12 protein-coding genes are annotated in these 14,926 nt (G+C 62.2%); 6 read left to right on the forward strand and 6 right to left on the reverse strand.

What is annotated here, in order from left to right; translation table 11 throughout:
* Nucleotides 1-569: 569 nt before the first annotated feature.
* Nucleotides 570-1,298 (forward strand): LPS export ABC transporter ATP-binding protein, encoded by a 729-nt coding sequence (gene lptB, locus ACVWXC_RS11630; RefSeq protein ID WP_011430074.1) that lies wholly within the window; start codon nt 570-572, stop codon nt 1,296-1,298.
* Between the two features lie 12 nt (nt 1,299-1,310).
* On the opposite strand, the gene ACVWXC_RS11635 is transcribed toward lptB, so the two are convergent.
* Entirely contained in the window at nt 1,311-2,765 is a 1,455-nt protein-coding gene (locus ACVWXC_RS11635; RefSeq protein ID WP_457392878.1) for a pyruvate kinase, read from the reverse strand.
* Nucleotides 2,766-3,011: 246 nt separating this feature from the next.
* Between ACVWXC_RS11635 and ACVWXC_RS11640 the strand changes: the two genes are divergently transcribed.
* Nucleotides 3,012-4,133, forward strand: coding sequence for an LptF/LptG family permease (locus tag ACVWXC_RS11640; protein ID WP_457392881.1), 1,122 nt, complete (start codon nt 3,012-3,014; stop codon nt 4,131-4,133).
* A gap of 11 nt (nt 4,134-4,144) precedes the next feature.
* Here ACVWXC_RS11640 and ACVWXC_RS11645 read toward each other — a convergent pair whose 3' ends face one another.
* Nucleotides 4,145-5,158: a phosphate ABC transporter substrate-binding protein gene (locus ACVWXC_RS11645; protein WP_011430077.1), complete on the reverse strand. Its 1,014-nt coding sequence runs from the start codon at nt 5,156-5,158 to the stop codon at nt 4,145-4,147.
* Between the two features lie 92 nt (nt 5,159-5,250).
* A complete protein-coding gene (locus tag ACVWXC_RS11650; RefSeq protein ID WP_457392884.1) occupies nt 5,251-7,302 on the reverse strand; it encodes a ribonuclease catalytic domain-containing protein in 2,052 nt (683 codons plus the stop codon).
* Nucleotides 7,303-7,681: 379 nt separating this feature from the next.
* Here ACVWXC_RS11650 and ACVWXC_RS11655 point away from each other — a divergent pair, with 379 nt between their 5' ends.
* Complete coding sequence (locus ACVWXC_RS11655; RefSeq protein ID WP_099812190.1) at nt 7,682-8,314, forward strand: response regulator transcription factor; 633 nt, start codon at nt 7,682-7,684, stop codon at nt 8,312-8,314.
* A gap of 199 nt (nt 8,315-8,513) precedes the next feature.
* Complete coding sequence (locus tag ACVWXC_RS11660; RefSeq protein ID WP_011430080.1) at nt 8,514-9,722, forward strand: Coenzyme F420 hydrogenase/dehydrogenase, beta subunit C-terminal domain; 1,209 nt, start codon at nt 8,514-8,516, stop codon at nt 9,720-9,722.
* Between the two features lie 22 nt (nt 9,723-9,744).
* Here the strand turns inward: ACVWXC_RS11660 and ACVWXC_RS11665 are convergent, their stop codons facing one another.
* Nucleotides 9,745-10,941: an aspartate aminotransferase gene (locus ACVWXC_RS11665; RefSeq protein ID WP_011430081.1), complete on the reverse strand. Its 1,197-nt coding sequence runs from the start codon at nt 10,939-10,941 to the stop codon at nt 9,745-9,747.
* A gap of 165 nt (nt 10,942-11,106) precedes the next feature.
* Between ACVWXC_RS11665 and der the strand changes: the two genes are divergently transcribed.
* Both der and smpB read left to right on the forward strand, forming a co-directional pair.
* Nucleotides 11,107-12,483, forward strand: coding sequence for a ribosome biogenesis GTPase Der (gene der, locus ACVWXC_RS11670; RefSeq protein ID WP_457392889.1), 1,377 nt, complete (start codon nt 11,107-11,109; stop codon nt 12,481-12,483).
* A gap of 35 nt (nt 12,484-12,518) precedes the next feature.
* On the forward strand, nt 12,519-12,983 hold the full coding sequence (gene smpB / locus ACVWXC_RS11675; RefSeq protein WP_011430083.1) for an SsrA-binding protein SmpB: 465 nt from the start codon (nt 12,519-12,521) through the stop codon (nt 12,981-12,983).
* A 185-nt stretch (nt 12,984-13,168) separates the two neighbouring features.
* Here the strand turns inward: smpB and ACVWXC_RS11680 are convergent, their stop codons facing one another.
* Nucleotides 13,169-13,771, reverse strand: coding sequence for a glutathione S-transferase family protein (locus ACVWXC_RS11680; protein ID WP_011430084.1), 603 nt, complete (start codon nt 13,769-13,771; stop codon nt 13,169-13,171).
* Nucleotides 13,772-13,842: 71 nt separating this feature from the next.
* A complete protein-coding gene (gene era / locus ACVWXC_RS11685) occupies nt 13,843-14,919 on the reverse strand; it encodes a GTPase Era (protein WP_457392893.1) in 1,077 nt (358 codons plus the stop codon).
* Between the last annotated feature and the right edge of the window lie 7 nt (nt 14,920-14,926).

Genomic DNA, 14,926 nt, shown 5'->3' on the forward strand with positions numbered 1-14,926 from the left:
GTCAGCGTCGCGTAGTGACAACGGAAACGGACAGAATGCTATCGCTTCACCGCTGAGCAGTAATGCTCAGCAGTGTTCAGCGTAAATGTATCAGGATCTTTCAGCAGCGGATCCACCCAATGCCAAGACAGTTGCCCCAGTCCCAGCAAAACCGAAAGTATCGCCGAGGCAGCCAAGACGCAATCCTAGCGGGTTGCCAGCCGAGAAGGATGGCTCGGCTGGCGTTTCCTCCGGCCGGGCAACGGGCAAGCTTTCCCAGGGGGGGAGAGGGCGACAACGCAGGAAGCAACCGCAGCGGCGACAGCGACGATCGGAGTCGAGGTTGAGCCAATGGCAAGCTGGACAGCGGAGCATGGGAAAGGCCAGGGATCCCATCCGGGGGCAGCGCGAGCAGTTGCGGCATCCGGCAACCGTATCTGAAGATCTTCCCAATTCCCATGCAGGTGGTCAATTCTGCTCGTCCCCCTCTAGATCAGGGGTCGAGTTCGGGGCAGCCTTGGGAGAGAAGCCTCTGTGGAACTAGCCCTCCAGAATCAGTCAGCATCGAACAGCAACCCTGTGCCGATCCTATGCAGATTCGACTGGAAAACATCTGTAAGCGTTATGGCCGCCGTGAGGTGGTGAGCGACGTCAGCTTGCACATTCAGCAGGGAGAAGTTGTGGGGCTGCTGGGGCCCAATGGGGCGGGGAAAACCACCACCTTCTACATCATGACCGGCCTGATCCAGCCCAACCGAGGCCATGTCTGGCTGGATGACCAGGACATCACCCATCTGCCGATGCATCGCCGGGCCCGCTTGGGGATCGGCTACTTGGCTCAGGAGCCGAGCATCTTTCGTCGCCTCAGCATTCAAGACAACCTGCTGCTGATCATGGAGCAGACGGGGGTGCCTCGCCGCCTCTGGCAGCAGCGGCTCAACCACCTGCTGGAGGAGTTTCGCATTGCCCATGTGGCCCACAGTTTGGGTTTGCAGGTGTCGGGGGGAGAACGGCGCCGCGCCGAGATTGCCCGCGCCCTGGCTGCCGGGATCCACGGGCCAAAATTCCTGCTGCTGGATGAGCCCTTCGCGGGGGTGGATCCCATTGCGGTGGCGGATATTCAAGAGGTGGTGGCCAAGCTCAAGCAGCGGGGCATCGGTGTTTTGATTACCGACCACAACGTGCGGGAGACGCTGGAGATTACCGACCGGGCCTATATTCTCAACGACGGCGCCATCCTGGCCAAGGGCACACCAGCGGAGCTGGCGGCGGATCCCTTGGTGCGCAAGTATTACCTGGGGGAGAAGTTCCGTCTTTGATGCCGCTCCATCTCATCGCCAGGAGTACAAAGCTCGCAGGCGTTGGCTTTTTTTGTGCTGGTGGGCCTGCATGCGGGCCAGCAGCTCGTCCAGCAGGGCAACCGCCTCCAGGAGATAGGGGCCCTTATTGAGCATGACGCACTCGGCGCGGGCAGACAGCACCGCATCGGAAAGCTCAGGCCGGGAGGGCAGGCCCTCCTTGGTGAGCTGATCCAGCACCTGCGTAGCCCAGACTACCGGCACATGGGCCGCCTCGCAGATCCACAGCAGTTCCTCCTGGATCTCCCCCAAGCGCAGCCAACCTATCTCTACGGCCAGATCTCCCCGGGCAATCATCACCCCCAGCGGTCGACAGCCGTCGGCGGCCGCGATCAGAGTGGGCAGGTTTTGCACCGCTCGCTGCGTTTCAATCTTGAGGATCAAGCCCAGATCGGGCCGGGCCTGGCGCCGCTCCAGCTCAGAAAACAGCAACTGCAAATCCGCCGGCTGCTGGACAAAGGAATAGCCCACCAGGTCGGCATGCCGCACCACGAAGTCCAGGTCTTGGCGATCTTTCTCGGTGAGGGGCTGGATCGAGAGCTGGCTGTCGGGAAAGTTGAGGCCTTTTTCCTCCCGCAGCTTCTTGCCCTGCGGGGCGACTTTGTCCACCTCCAGCACCACCCCTGCCGGCTCGATCCCCACTACACGAGCGCCGATTTTGCCGTCGTCGATCCAGACAGTTGCCCCCACCTGCAGGTGCGCCAAGATCTCTGGCGGGGTGCAAGCCACCTGGCAAGAGGGGTCAGAGGTGACCGGCGGCATGGCTGCCGTGAGCAGGAGGCGATCCCCGCGGTACACCTTGGCTTTGCCGGGGGGCATGGCCACCGGGCCCGTGCGGATCTTAGGGCCGGCCAGGTCGAACAAAATCTTGCAGCGCCGTTGAGTCTGGGCTTCGGCCTGGCGCAAGTGGGCCACCATTTTTTCCCACACCAGGGGATCGTCGTGGGCGCAGTTGATCCGGGCCACGTTCATCCCCCGTTGCAGCAGTTGCAGCAGCAGCTCGGGCTGCTCGGCAGCTTCGCTGGGCAGGGTCACCATGATGCGGGCGCGGCGGTGGGGAGAAGGAGGGCCAAACAGCGCCTCAGCATGCTGCTCCAGCGCCATGTCCCCAGCGTAAAACTCCTCATAGCTGGGCCCCTTGTGGCTTAGGCCCTGCGTGGCTGCCAAAGTGGCGATCACCGCATCCAGGGTCTCTAAGACCCGCGATTCACACCGTCCCAGCGAGGACAGCCCCACCGCAGCCAGCTCCAATTGCAGGTTGCGCAGATCGTGTTGGCGTAGTGCCAGGTAGCGCGCCAGGTTGCAGAGGGCTGCAGGAGGGTTCGCAAGGCAGCCCCAGGCGGCCAGGTAGTTCTGGGATCCCTCGACAACCTGCTGTCGTAGCTCCAGGAGCCGCTCCAGCAAACCCTTGAGACGGAAAGAAGCCATGCTGGAACCCAGCCCAGTCCTCTGCCCGCCTAGGTCGATCGTAGGCGGATTGGATTGAGAAAGGGAGGGAATTAACCTTTTGTTCCCCAAGGTTCCGGTCTAAAGTCGTTAACAGCCTTCACCTCTTGGGCGAAGGGCTTGCTGTCCCAACTACCCTTAGGTTGCGTGAAACTCTCCTCTCCTTCCACTCCTTGTTCGGTCAAGCAGTCTTGCCGCAGGCTCTCCCTCGTCTGTGCAGTAGGCCTAATGGATCGCTACATCCTCTCCGAGATGCTCCTGCCGTTTCTCGGTGGGGTGGGGGCGTTTACCACCCTGGTGATGGCCGTGAGCTCTCTGTTTGAGCTGGTGCGCCTGGTGGTGGAGGCGGGGCTATCGATTTCAGTGGCCCTGCAGGTGTTCCTGCTGCGGGCACCGGGGATCATCGTCCTGACGTTCCCCATGTCGATGTTGCTGGCGACGTTGCTGGCCTATGGGCGCCTGTCTGCTGATAACGAGATCACTGCCCTGCGCGGCTGCGGCGTGAGCCTCTATCGTCTGGTGGTGCCGGCCCTCCTTCTCAGCCTCTTGGTGACGACGTTAACGTTTCTCTTCAACGAGCTGGTGGTGCCGGTGAGCAACCGCCAGGCGGCCCTGACTCTAAACCGCGCTTTGAACCGAAGTCCAGAGTTCCGCCGCGAGAACATCCTCTACCAAGAGTTCGGCGAGATCCTCGCGCCCGAGCCAGACGGCACTTTTTCCCGCCGGCAAGGGCTAACCCGTCAGTTCTATGCCCGCAGCTTCGATGGCCAGCAGATGCGCGGCGTGATCGTGCTGGATCTTTCCAACGAGGCTCTCAGCCAGATCCTGCTGGCGCAGCAGGGGCGCTGGGATCCCCAGGAGAACCTCTGGGTGTTTGAGGAGGGCACCAACTACATCGTCTCCCCTGATGGCACCTACAGCAACATCGCCACCTTTGCCCGCCAGGAGTTGCGCCTGCCGCGCGCGCCGCTGGATTTGGCCCAGGAGGTCCGCAGCCCCGAGGAGATGAACATTCAAGAGCTGCGCCGCTACATCGAGGTCATCGCCAGCTCGGGGGATCTGCAGCGGGTACGCCGCCTTCAGGTTAGCCTCAGCCAAAAGTACGCCATCCCCTTTGCCTGTCTGGCCTTCACCTTGATTGGGGCGCCCCTGGCGCTGCGCCCCCAGCGCACCAGTTCTTCTCTGGGCCTGGGCCTCAGCGTGCTGATTATCTTCGCCTACTACGTGCTGCTGTTTGTCAGCCAGGCGCTGGGCCAGATTGGAACCTTGGGGCCGGAGGTGGCGGCCTGGTTGCCCAACTTCATCTGCTCCGCAGTGGGGCTAGGACTACTTTACCGAGCCAATCGCTAGGCAAAGGCCAGCTACCGCAGCGGGATGAACTCGGTGCGGCCAATGATTTGCTGGCCTTGGTCGGAGAGGGCATAGTTGATGAAATCAGCCACCACGGGGCTGGTTTTTTGCGGTACCACCAAAAACACGTTGCGGGCCAGCGGGTAGCGGCCACTTTGGATGGCCTCGCGGGTGGGCATCTGGCCGTCGATGGGCACCATCCTCACCGTTTGCTGGTTTTGCACCTGATCCACGGTGCTGTAGGTGATGCCGTCTTCTCCCAAAGCCCGCAGGAGAGGGGTGGTGGCATCCTGGGTGGCAGTGGTGAAGTAGGGCGGGTTATCGGGGGCAAAGGGCAGCCCCAACAGCACCAGCTCCTGGAAAACGCTGTAGGTGCCGCTCTGAGGGGCGCGGTTGAGAACGCGAATCGGACGATCGGGGCCGCCTACCTGGCTCCAGTTGGTGATCCGGCCCTGGAAGATGTCGGCCAACTGCTGCAGCGTCAGGCCGCCCTTGTAGGGGTTGTTTACCCCCACCGCCACCGCCAGGGCATCTTTGGCCACCGGGATGGCCTGCAAACCCGCCTGGACTTCGCTGGCATTGAGGGGGCGAGAGCTGGCAGCAAGCTGGATGCGACCTTCCATCAGGGCCTTGAGGCCGGCGTTGGATCCATTGGGCTTGCCGTCGGGGATCCCGTAGGTGATGGGGATGGCGGGGTTGCGCTGGCTGTAGCCTGACTTCAAGGCCAAGACAATGCGGATCATGGTGACGCTGCCGTCCATCTGCAGCACCGCCGGGTTGGGCAGGGAAGTATCCAGATTAACCGCGCTGGGTGGCTGGTTGGGGGCCTGGGCTGGAGGAAGATTGGGGGCCGTTGGCGCTTGCGGCTGGGCAGCCGGGATCTGGCCAGGGACAGAAGGCGCGTTCCCTCGCTTCAGGAAAGAGTCAAGCAGGCCGGAACGATAGGCATACCAGCCGCCTCCCCCCAGTATCGCCAGCAAAAGAATGTAGACAATCGGAGGTGGGCCGGAAGGTCGTACGGTCATGGGATCCCCCTCGAGAAATTCGCAGTCCAGACTTTGGCGGACTTTCCCCCTCTGTTGTATCAACTGTTTGCCCGGACTGGGCAAGCCGCAGGTTAAAGGGCATTCTGTCCCACCTCCCGCAGCTCAATGACATCGGCGCGGGGATCTGCCTGCAGAACCTCCAACTCGATCCAGGCCCCCAGCGGCACCTGCCGTTCCAAGCGCACCGGCACGCGAAAGGCAATCTCATCCAGCATGGCCATCACCAGGTTCTCCTGCTCGCGCAGGTAGCCCAAGACCAAGGCCTGCCAAATCTGCCCCGGTCGCTGACGCAGGTACTCGATGCTCCAGTAGCGCTTGGACTTGCGCTCCACCTGGTTGGCCTCGGCGGTGCCTGGCTCGATCCCCAGCAACAATTGCTGCACCTTGGCTTCTGTCAAGGGCAAGGGATCCCCGCGCAAAAAAGCCTTGATCTGGTAGTGGGCCACCAGATCCAGGTAGCGGCGAATGGGAGAGGTCACCTGACAGTAGGCATCGAGCCCTAGCCCCGTATGTCGCCCCGGTTGGGTGGCCACTTCCGCCCGCGAGAGACAGCGCATGATGGCAAACGACCGAACCGGACCCTGGGGGTACAGATCCAAAACCTCCGGCGGGGGCAGCTCAGGAGCCGGCTGCAGGCGATAGGGCACCGGGATCCCGTTTTGGCGGGCAAAGCGAGCGGCTACCTCACCGGCCAGCACCATCATCTCCGCCACCATCTGCCGCGCCGGCGTATCCTCGATCACCCGCAGGTGGGGGATCTCGTCGATGACCTTGATGTCCTGCTCCGGCAGGCCGATGGGGATCGCCCCTTGCGCCAGTCGCCAGGCGTAGCGCCAGCGCGCTGCCCGAGCAATGGCTGTCAATTGGGCCTCCGCCCCCAACTCCAGCATCTCGTCGGCATCGTCGTAGGTGAGGCGGTAGTTGACCCGGATCTGGCTGAGGCAAATTTCGTAGTCGCGCACGGCCCCGTCGGATCCCAGCCGGATGCCGAAGCTAAGGGCAGGCCGCACCTCCCCCTGCACCAAGCTCATCGGGCCGGTGGACAACTCCGATGGAAACATCGGGATCACCCGCTCTGGCAGGTAGACACTGGTACCCCGCCGGCGGGCCTCTAGATCTAGAGGATCCCCCCACTGCACCCAACAACTGGGATCGGCAATGTGGATCCAGAGCTTCGCCTCGTCCTCCGACCAAAACTCGACGCTGAGGGCATCGTCGATGTCGCGAGTGCTGGCGTCGTCAATGGTGTAGGTGTGAAGATGAGTGAGATCCCGACGCCGATGGGACTCCAGGAAGGGAGGGGGGCCGCCCAGCAAAGTTTGGGTGTAGCGCTCCACCTCTTTGGGGAACTGGGTGGGGATCCCCGTAAGGCGCAGGGCCAGGTTCTCGTGGCGGCTCCACAGGCCCAGGGCTACCAGGGCGTCAAAGGCTCCTTGAGGAGTGTCGGGAAATCCCATCAGTTGCAGCAGTTGCGAGACCCGCTCCCGATCCGAGGGGGTGAGGTTGTGGGAAAGATCCTCGTAGTTGCGAAAGCTATCGGGTGCTCCCTGCAAAGCTAAGCGCTCCAACAGCTCCAGACGAGCCCGTTCCGCCGGGGTCCAAGTGTACTTTTGCCCAGGCTGGGCCACCGCTGCCTTTAGGCGGGCCTCAAACTCGGCCTGCTCCTGCTGCCGCTGCTGGGTAACGGCAATTTGATGGAGAATTTCCTTCACCTGAGCCGGAGTACGCGGCTCGTAGCCTTCCCCCTTTGCCTTAAAGTAGACGTAATCCTCGCTCAAAAGACGGTAGGCAGCATAGGTGGAGACCGGGGAATCGTCGGAAAACAACAACTGGGCCATCTCCGACAGGCTCAGGGGCCGACGCTCCTCCTGAACCAATTCCCAGGCCAAAGCCAAACTTTCGGGATCCAACTTTGCCTGCACCGCCTGCCAAAAGCCCGGGATATCGGACACCGTAAAGCTGGAATTGCCGTTCAAGGCAAACGTAATTTGGCGAGGGTGAACGCTGTGCACCTGCCCCGAAGCCACGCCCAGCAGCAGGTTCTTTTTGCCCTCGGTGCCCTCAACTACTGCCAGTACCCGCTCGTTGTTGTGGCGAAACTCGACCAGCGTGCCCTTTTCCACCCTCTTTCCCCATGTAGGTTGCCGCCAGAATTGTATTTTCTCCTGGCTCTACTTCTCCTGCCCATGGGGAAAACCCGACAAGCCAAACCAGCCCCAGAGGGCGAGCGCTTGCCAGCGGGAGGATCCCAAGGCAGGGCGGAGGCAGTTGCCGAGCCGGCCAGAGGAGGTACCCGGCCTCTTCGTGTTTCTTTGGATATGCCGCCACCTCCGTCTGTATGTGATATCTTTTATCCAGGTTTAGGGGAAACTGACGAACCGGCTAGAGGTTGGCAGGTTTTTTCTTGGCGCCACCTCGGCTGTAGATTTGCCGATTTGTCCAGAGGTTTGCTAAGCGGGCTATCCTTTTTCCTTGGGCTTTCTTGCAGCAAAGGGATGAGCAGTGGACAACCCAAAGCGATTGTTGCTGATTGACGACGATCCAAACCTGATCCTTCTGGTGAAGGATTACCTGGAGTTTCGCGGCTACGAGGTGGTTGCGGCGAGCAATGGCCTGGAAGGGTTAGAGGCGATGCGCCACTTTACTCCGGATTTGATCATCTGCGATGTGATGATGCCGGAGATGGATGGCTACACGTTTGTCCAGACCATTCGCTCCAACAGCGCGACGGACTGGATTCCGGTGATCTTTTTGTCAGCCCGCGGGCAAACGGCAGATCGGGTGCGCGGCCTCAACACGGGGGCAGATGTTTACCTGGTCAAGCCCTTTGAGCCGGAAGAGCTGGTGGCTCAGGTGGAGTCCGTCCTCAAGCACACCGAGCGCCTGTTGCAAATGCAGAATGCGGGCATTCAGCCGGTCATCAAGTTAGATCGGGAAATCGAGCTCACCCCTACGGAAGCCAAGGTGATCCAGTATGTGGCCAGGGGCATGTCCAACCGCGAGATTGCCGAGGTGATGGGAGTGAGCCAGCGCACCGTCGAAAGCCATGTCAGCAACATGCTGAGCAAAACCGGCCTGCACAACCGCACCGAACTGGCCCGCTGGGCCCTCGAAAGTGGTTTGGGCAGAGGCTGAGGGGGCCTTTGTTGCATCGCCGCTTGCCGACAAAAGGGCAACTCAGGGGATCTGGCTTTTCCTCTCTGTCTGGGGGCAACTCTGGAGGGGCGGGCGAGCGTTGGGCAGGATCGGGGATCTTTCAACTCCTCTGCCCGCCGTCTGCGGTTTTGGCGGCAAACTGAAGAAGGTACCCCGCCACGGCTACGGTTTAGACCTTATGGGATCCCGTTTACCGCGTCCGGCCCGGCCCATCCGCTCCGGCCACTACCCGGCCAAGGAGCTGTGCAGCCAGTGCGGCCTCTGCGATACCCGCTACGTCGCCCACGTCAAGGAAGCCTGTGCCTTTTTGAACCAGCAGTTCACCCGCCTAGAAGAGCAAACCCACGGGCGATCGCGGGAATCGCTGCGCTCCAAATCGGATGCCGTCAGCGACAGCGACTACTTCGGCGTCTACGAGGCAATGTACACGGCCCGCCGGCGGGATCCGATCCCGGGTGCCCAGTGGACGGGCATCGTCAGCAGCATCGGCATGAAGGCCCTCAGCAGCGGCCTAGTAGAAGGGGTGGTGTGCGTGCAGGCGGATCCCCGGGATCGCTTTCAGCCACGGCCTGTCTTGGCGCGTACCCCAGAAGCGGTCTTGGCGGCGCGGGTCAACAAGCCAACGCTATCGCCCAATCTCTCCGTGCTGGAGCAGGTGGAGCAAAGCGGCCTCAAGCGCTTGCTGGTGATCGGGGTGGGCTGCCAGATCCAGGCTTTGCGGGCGGTGGAGAAAAACTTGGGCCTGGAGAAGCTCTATGTGTTGGGCACGCCCTGCGTAGACAACGTCAGCCGCGCCGGGCTGCAAAAGTTTCTTGAAACCACCAGCCGCTCCCCGCAAACGGTGGTGCACTACGAGTTCATGCAGGACTTCCACGTCCACTTCAAGCACGAAGACGGCTCGGTGGAAAAGGTGCCTTTTTTTGGCCTCAAAACCAAAGAACTAAAAGACGTGTTTGCCCCCTCTTGCCTTACCTGTTTTGACTACGTCAACAGCCTGGCCGATCTGGTGGTGGGCTATATGGGATCCCCCTTTGGCTGGCAATGGCTGCTGGTGCGCAATGCGCGCGGGCGGGAGCTCTTGGATCTGGTTTGGGAAGAGCTGGAAACCCAGCCGGTGATCTCGCGGGGCTCGCGGCGGGCGGCGGTGCAACAGGGGATCCAAGCCTACGAGCAGGCCCTGAGCTTGCCCATGTGGCTGGCCCAGCTCCTGGCGGTGGCCATCCAGCGCTTTGGGCCGCGCGGACTAGAATATGCCCGCTTTTCCATCGACTCCCACTTTGTCCGCAACTATCTCTACGTCCGCCGCCACTATCCCCACAAGCTGGAGCAGCATGTGCCTCCTTTTGCCCGGCGCATCGTGGAGCAATACCAACTCCCCTCTCCCTAGGGGAGAGGGCCAACCCTAGAGCTCAGCAATAGCGGATCCCGGCTTCTGCCCAGCGGTCGATGGCCTGGCCCAGGCGTTCGCAATCGGCAATCAGGCTGATCCGCACGTAGCCTTCTCCCCCTTCCCCAAAGGCGTTGCCGGGAGTCACCACCACCCCGGTGGACTCCAAAACCCGCAGGGCAAACTCCGTCGATCCCTCGGGCGTGCCGTCGGCGGTGCGGGGGGTCGGGATCCAGAGGTACATCGTCGCCCGCGGCGGCTCGATCTGCCAGCCCAACTCGGCCAGGCGGGCAATGAGGTAGTCGCGTCGGCGGCGGTAGCGCTCCTGCACCTGCTGTAGGTAGCTATCTGGCAAGGCCAAAGCGGTCTCGGCCGCCTTTTGCAGGGCGCCAAAAATGCCGTAGTCGAGGTTGGTTTTCAGGGTGCGCAGGCTCTGGATAATCTGGCGGTTGCCCACCACAAAGCCTACCCGCCAACCGGCCATGTTGTAGGTTTTGGAGAGGGTGTGGAACTCCACGGCCAAGTCCTTGGCGCCAGGGATCTGCAGCAGGCTGGTGGGCCGGTAGCCGTCAAAGGCCAGCTCGGCATAGCACAGGTCGTGCACCAGGAGGAGGTCGTAGCGGCAAGCAAACGCCACCACTGCTTCAAAAAAGGAGCGGGTCGCCACCGCTGTTGTCGGGTTGTTGGGGTAGTTGAAGTAGAGCAGCCGCGCCTGCTTGGCCACCTCCGGCGGGATCTCTTGCAGGTCGATGAGCCATCCTTTCTCCGGGCGCAGCAGCAGTGGGTAGATCTGCCCGCCGGCAATCAGGGGACCGCGAAAATGGGGCGGGTAGGCAGGGCTAGGCACCAGCACCAGATCCCCTGGATCCACGTAGGCCAGGGCCAGGTGGGTCAGGCCCTCTTTGGATCCCAATAGAGGCAGCACCTCGCCATTGGGATCCAGCTCCACCCCGTAGCGGCGCCAATACCACTCGGCAATTGCCTGGCGAAAGCTAGCCGTGCCCTCGAAGGGTGGGTAGCCGTGGTGAGCGGGATCGGCAATGGCGGCCTGGGCCGCCTCCACCACCGGCTGGGGGGTGGGGCCATCGGGGTTGCCCATGCCCAGATCGATCAAATCCAACCCCTGCTGGCGGGCGCGGGCCTTCAGCTCATCCAAGCGGGCAAAGACATAGGCAGGCAGTTTGTTCAGCCGCTGGGCAGGGGCGAGGGCACGGTTCATAGCAAGGAGGGGAAACGAGTGCAGCCGGTGTCTGATGGGAGGTTAGCTACCTAACTTACCGCCAGAGCTGCCTTCAGGGCAATGATTGAGATCAGCGGGTTTGGGCATCTGGGATCCCAAAGGCTAGGATAGAAGTCTGGGTTCGGCTTTTTGGCAAGCGGAGCAGTGGCTTTACCCCTTGTAGCTGTTGTGGGTCGCCCCAACGTGGGCAAATCCAGCCTCGTCAACCGCCTGGCGGGGGTGCGCTCGGCCATTGTCCACGACGAGCCGGGCATCACGCGGGATCGCCTCTACCAAGAGGTGGAGTGGAACGGGCGCCGCCTGCGGGTGGTGGATACCGGCGGCCTGGTCTTCGGCGACGACAGCGAGTTTTTGCCCCACATCCGTCAGCAGGCCATGGCGGCGATGGCCGAGGCCCACGCTGTAATCTTTGTGGTGGATGGCCGCGAGGGGCTGACCCCTGCTGACAAAGAATTGGCCGATTGGCTGCGCAAACAACCCCTGCCAGTGGTGGTGGCCGTCAACAAGTGCGAGTCAGGGCAACTGGGCCTGGCCCAGGCGGCAGTCTTCTGGAAGCTGGGGCTGGGCGAGCCGATCCCCTGCTCTGCCCTCCACGGCAATGGCGTGGCAGAGGTGCTGGAGGCAGTGCTGCCCCATCTGCCGGAAGGGGAGGAAGCCGCAACTGAAGCAGAGCCCATTGCCGTAGCCATTGTTGGCCGGCCCAATGTGGGCAAGTCCAGCCTGCTCAACCGCCTAGTGGGATCCGAGCGGGCCATTGTCAGCCCCATTGCTGGCACCACCCGCGATGCCGTTGACACCCTGGTGGAGTGGGAGGGGCAGAGCTATCGTCTCATCGACACGGCTGGGATCCGCAGAAAAAGCCGGGTGGAATATGGGGTGGAGTTTTTCAGCATTAACCGCGCCTTCAAAGCCATCCAGCGCTCGGACGTGGTGCTGCTGGTCATTGACGCCCTGGAGGGGGTAACCGAGCAGGATCAGCGGTTGGCTGGCCGCATCGAAGAAGAAGGCCGCGCCTGCATCATCGTTGTCAACAAGTGGGACGCGGTGGAAAACAAAGATACTCACACCATTAACGAGTACACCCGCGAGATCCGCGAGCGGCTTTATTTCATTGACTGGGCACCCCTGTTGTTTGTCAGCGCCCTCACGGGGCAGCGCACCCACAAGATCTTTGCCGAGGTCAACACAGCGGTAGCCGCCCATCGCAAGCGCATCGCCACCTCCGTGGTCAATGAAGTTCTCCAGGATGCCCTCGCCTGGCAGTCACCCCCCGCCAACCGCCAGGGCAAGCAGGGCAAAATCTACTACGGCACCCAGGTGGCGGAGCGGCCTCCCACCTTTCTCCTGTTTGTCAACGATCCCGATCTGTTCAAAGAGAACTACCGCCGCTACCTGGAAAAGCACTTCCGGCAAAACCTCGACTTCACCGGTACCCCCATTCGCTTTCGCTGGCGCAGCAAATCCGAGCGCCTGGTGGGACGGGCAGTGCAAAAATTGGAGGGTTCCCTGGCCTCTCGTTAGGCCCTCTGGTGGACGAAGCTCTCTTCTGAAAGCGTATGGCTGTGGATCCCAACGTCAAAACCCTGGTGGAGAATCGCCGCGCCCGCTTCGAGTACGAGATCTTGGAGACCTACGAAGCCGGGATCCAACTGACCGGCACAGAGGTAAAGTCCATCCGAGCGGGCAAAGCCAACTTGCAAGACGCTTTTGCCCTCTTTCGCGATGGCGAGGCCTGGCTGCACAACTTGCATGTTGCCCCCCACGGAACTGCCAGCAAGGTGTTTAACCACGACCCGACCCGCCGCCGCAAGCTGTTGTTGCACCGCCGCGAGATCGACCGGCTGCGGGGCCTGGTGGAGCAAAAAGGCCTGACTGTGGTTCCCCTGCGGCTGGTGCTCAACCGCGGCTGGATCAAGGCTCACCTGGGCGTGGCCCGCGGCAAAAAGCTCCACGACAAGCGACAAGCAATTAAGGAACGGGAGACGCGGCGGGAGATCCAGCGGGAGCTCAAGGGGCGCTAGGGCCCGACAAGCTCCTGGCAGCTCCTATTTTCCGAGGGGGGTGGCCCAAAGCCGCTGGAGCCCTTCGTGGCAACAATTTCCAGTTTTCCTCTCCCTCAGGGAGAGGGGCTGGGAGTGAGAAATCCTCCGCTAGGATTGGAAGCGAGATCCGACTCGGTCGGCTGCAAAGGCACCACTGGGAAATTCTAGGCGCCGGGGAGAGGAAAGAAGCGGTCGGTGGCCTTGACCCGCTCACACCAGGCGCGGATGTTGGGGAAGGGCTTGAGGTCAAACCCGCCCTGCTCGGCCACATGGGTATAGGTAAACAGGGCCAGATCGGCGATGGTGTAGCGGTTGCCCACGAAGAACTCCTTCTCCCGTAGGTGGCTTTCCATGATCTCCAGAGCCTCGGTACCGAGTTTCAGGTTCTGGGCAATTAGCTCGGCATTGGCCTCGGCCTGGCCGGCTCGCACCCAAAAGCGGGTGGTGGCAATGTAGCGGGCAATGCGGGTTTGTTCAAAAAGGAGCCATTTCAAGATCTCGGCCCGCTCCAGCCGCGTCTGGCCATAGAGGGGAGTGTCCTCTGCTAGGTAAACCAAGATTGCGGCTGACTCGGCCAAGACGGTGCCGTCTTCCAGCTCCAAAGCCGGGATCTGCCCCAGGGGGTTCTTGGCCAGGTACTCGGGGCGGCGATTTTCTCCGACCCTGGAGTTGACCTCAACCGTCTCGTAAGGGATCCCCAACTGTTTGAGAAGCAGCTCTACTTTGTAGCAATTCCCGGAGGTCGGGATCCCATACAGTCGCAGCATTGCCGTTAACCTCAACGTGCAGCATCCCCATCAATACCACCAGATAGCTCAACCTCAGCCACAAAACCCCTTCACGTTTCAACGCGGTAGCCGAAGTCGCGCAGCAGGTGCTCGGAGCGCCGCCAGTGGGGCCGCACCTTGACGAACAGCTCCAGGTACACCTTGCCGGCAATGAGCTTTTGAATCTGGAGGCGGGCGGCCTGGCCAATTTGCTTGAGCCTTTCCCCCCCTTTGCCGATGAGGATCCCTTTTTGCGAGTCCCGCTCCACGTAGAGGGTGGCCAGGACGCGGGTGACGGTGGGGGTTTCTTCCACCTGGTCGATGGTGACGGCCACCGAGTGGGGCACCTCCTCGCGGGTGTGCAAGAGAACTTGCTCGCGGATCAACTCCGCCATGATAAACCGCTCCGGCTGATCCGTCACCAGATCCGGGGGATAGTAGTAGGGCCCAGGGGGCAGCAGGTCGACGGTGGCCTGGATGAGGGGCGCCAAGCTGCCGGGATCCAACGCCGACACCCAGACGACGGGGGCACCGGGGCGCAGGGCTTGGTAGCTCTCTTGGTGGGCCTGGCGCGCGGCAGACTCTTTGGGCAGCAGATCGGCTTTGTTGCAGACGAGGATGCAGGGGGTCGCGCTGGGGATCCGCTCGGCGATAAAAGCATCCCCCCGCCCTGCCGGCACCGAGCCATCCACCACGAAGAGGACGACATCCACGCTCCCAATGGCAGCCTGGGCGTTGTGTACCAAGATCTCCCCCAGGCGGTGGTGGGGCTTGTGGATGCCAGGAGTATCCACCCAGATGATCTGGGCTTGGGGGAGGGAGAGGATCCCGCGCAGGCGGTTGCGGGTGGTCTGGGCCACGGGAGAAGTGATGGCGATCTTCTGGCCCACCAGAGCGTTCATCAAGGTGGACTTGCCCACATTGGGCCGCCCGATGAGCGCCGCAAATCCCGACTTAAACCCCGGTGGGGCGACCGGGATCCCCGACAGCCCCGCCTCCCCCCGGCCACCCTCTTGTCCCCTCGTGTACGGGGGGATGTAGGGGGGGGCCAGCTCTGGCGGCGCTTGGGCCGCCCCTTCCTGCCACCCTTCCTCTGGAGCGGGATCCCGAAGAGGGGGATGGCCGCGTTCCTGTCGCTCTTCTTCCATCGTGCCC

It is taken from the genome of Thermostichus sp. OS-CIW-20 (genome assembly GCF_054061455.1).

Bases quoted from the DNA above. Each gene is read 5' to 3' on its own strand.
- smpB (WP_011430083.1), top strand. From the start codon at position 12,519: ATGGCTGTGGATCCCAACGTCAAAACCCTGGTGGAGAATCGCCGCGCC.
- ACVWXC_RS11680 (WP_011430084.1), bottom strand. From the start codon at position 13,771: ATGCTGCGACTGTATGGGATCCCGACCTCCGGGAATTGCTACAAAGTA.
- era (WP_457392893.1), bottom strand. From the start codon at position 14,919: ATGGAAGAAGAGCGACAGGAACGCGGCCATCCCCCTCTTCGGGATCCC.
- ACVWXC_RS11640 (WP_457392881.1), top strand. From the start codon at position 3,012: ATGGATCGCTACATCCTCTCCGAGATGCTCCTGCCGTTTCTCGGTGGG.
- ACVWXC_RS11635 (WP_457392878.1), bottom strand. From the start codon at position 2,765: ATGGCTTCTTTCCGTCTCAAGGGTTTGCTGGAGCGGCTCCTGGAGCTA.
- ACVWXC_RS11665 (WP_011430081.1), bottom strand. From the start codon at position 10,941: ATGAACCGTGCCCTCGCCCCTGCCCAGCGGCTGAACAAACTGCCTGCC.
- ACVWXC_RS11645 (WP_011430077.1), bottom strand. From the start codon at position 5,158: ATGACCGTACGACCTTCCGGCCCACCTCCGATTGTCTACATTCTTTTG.
- ACVWXC_RS11660 (WP_011430080.1), top strand. From the start codon at position 8,514: ATGGGATCCCGTTTACCGCGTCCGGCCCGGCCCATCCGCTCCGGCCAC.
- lptB (WP_011430074.1), top strand. From the start codon at position 570: ATGCAGATTCGACTGGAAAACATCTGTAAGCGTTATGGCCGCCGTGAG.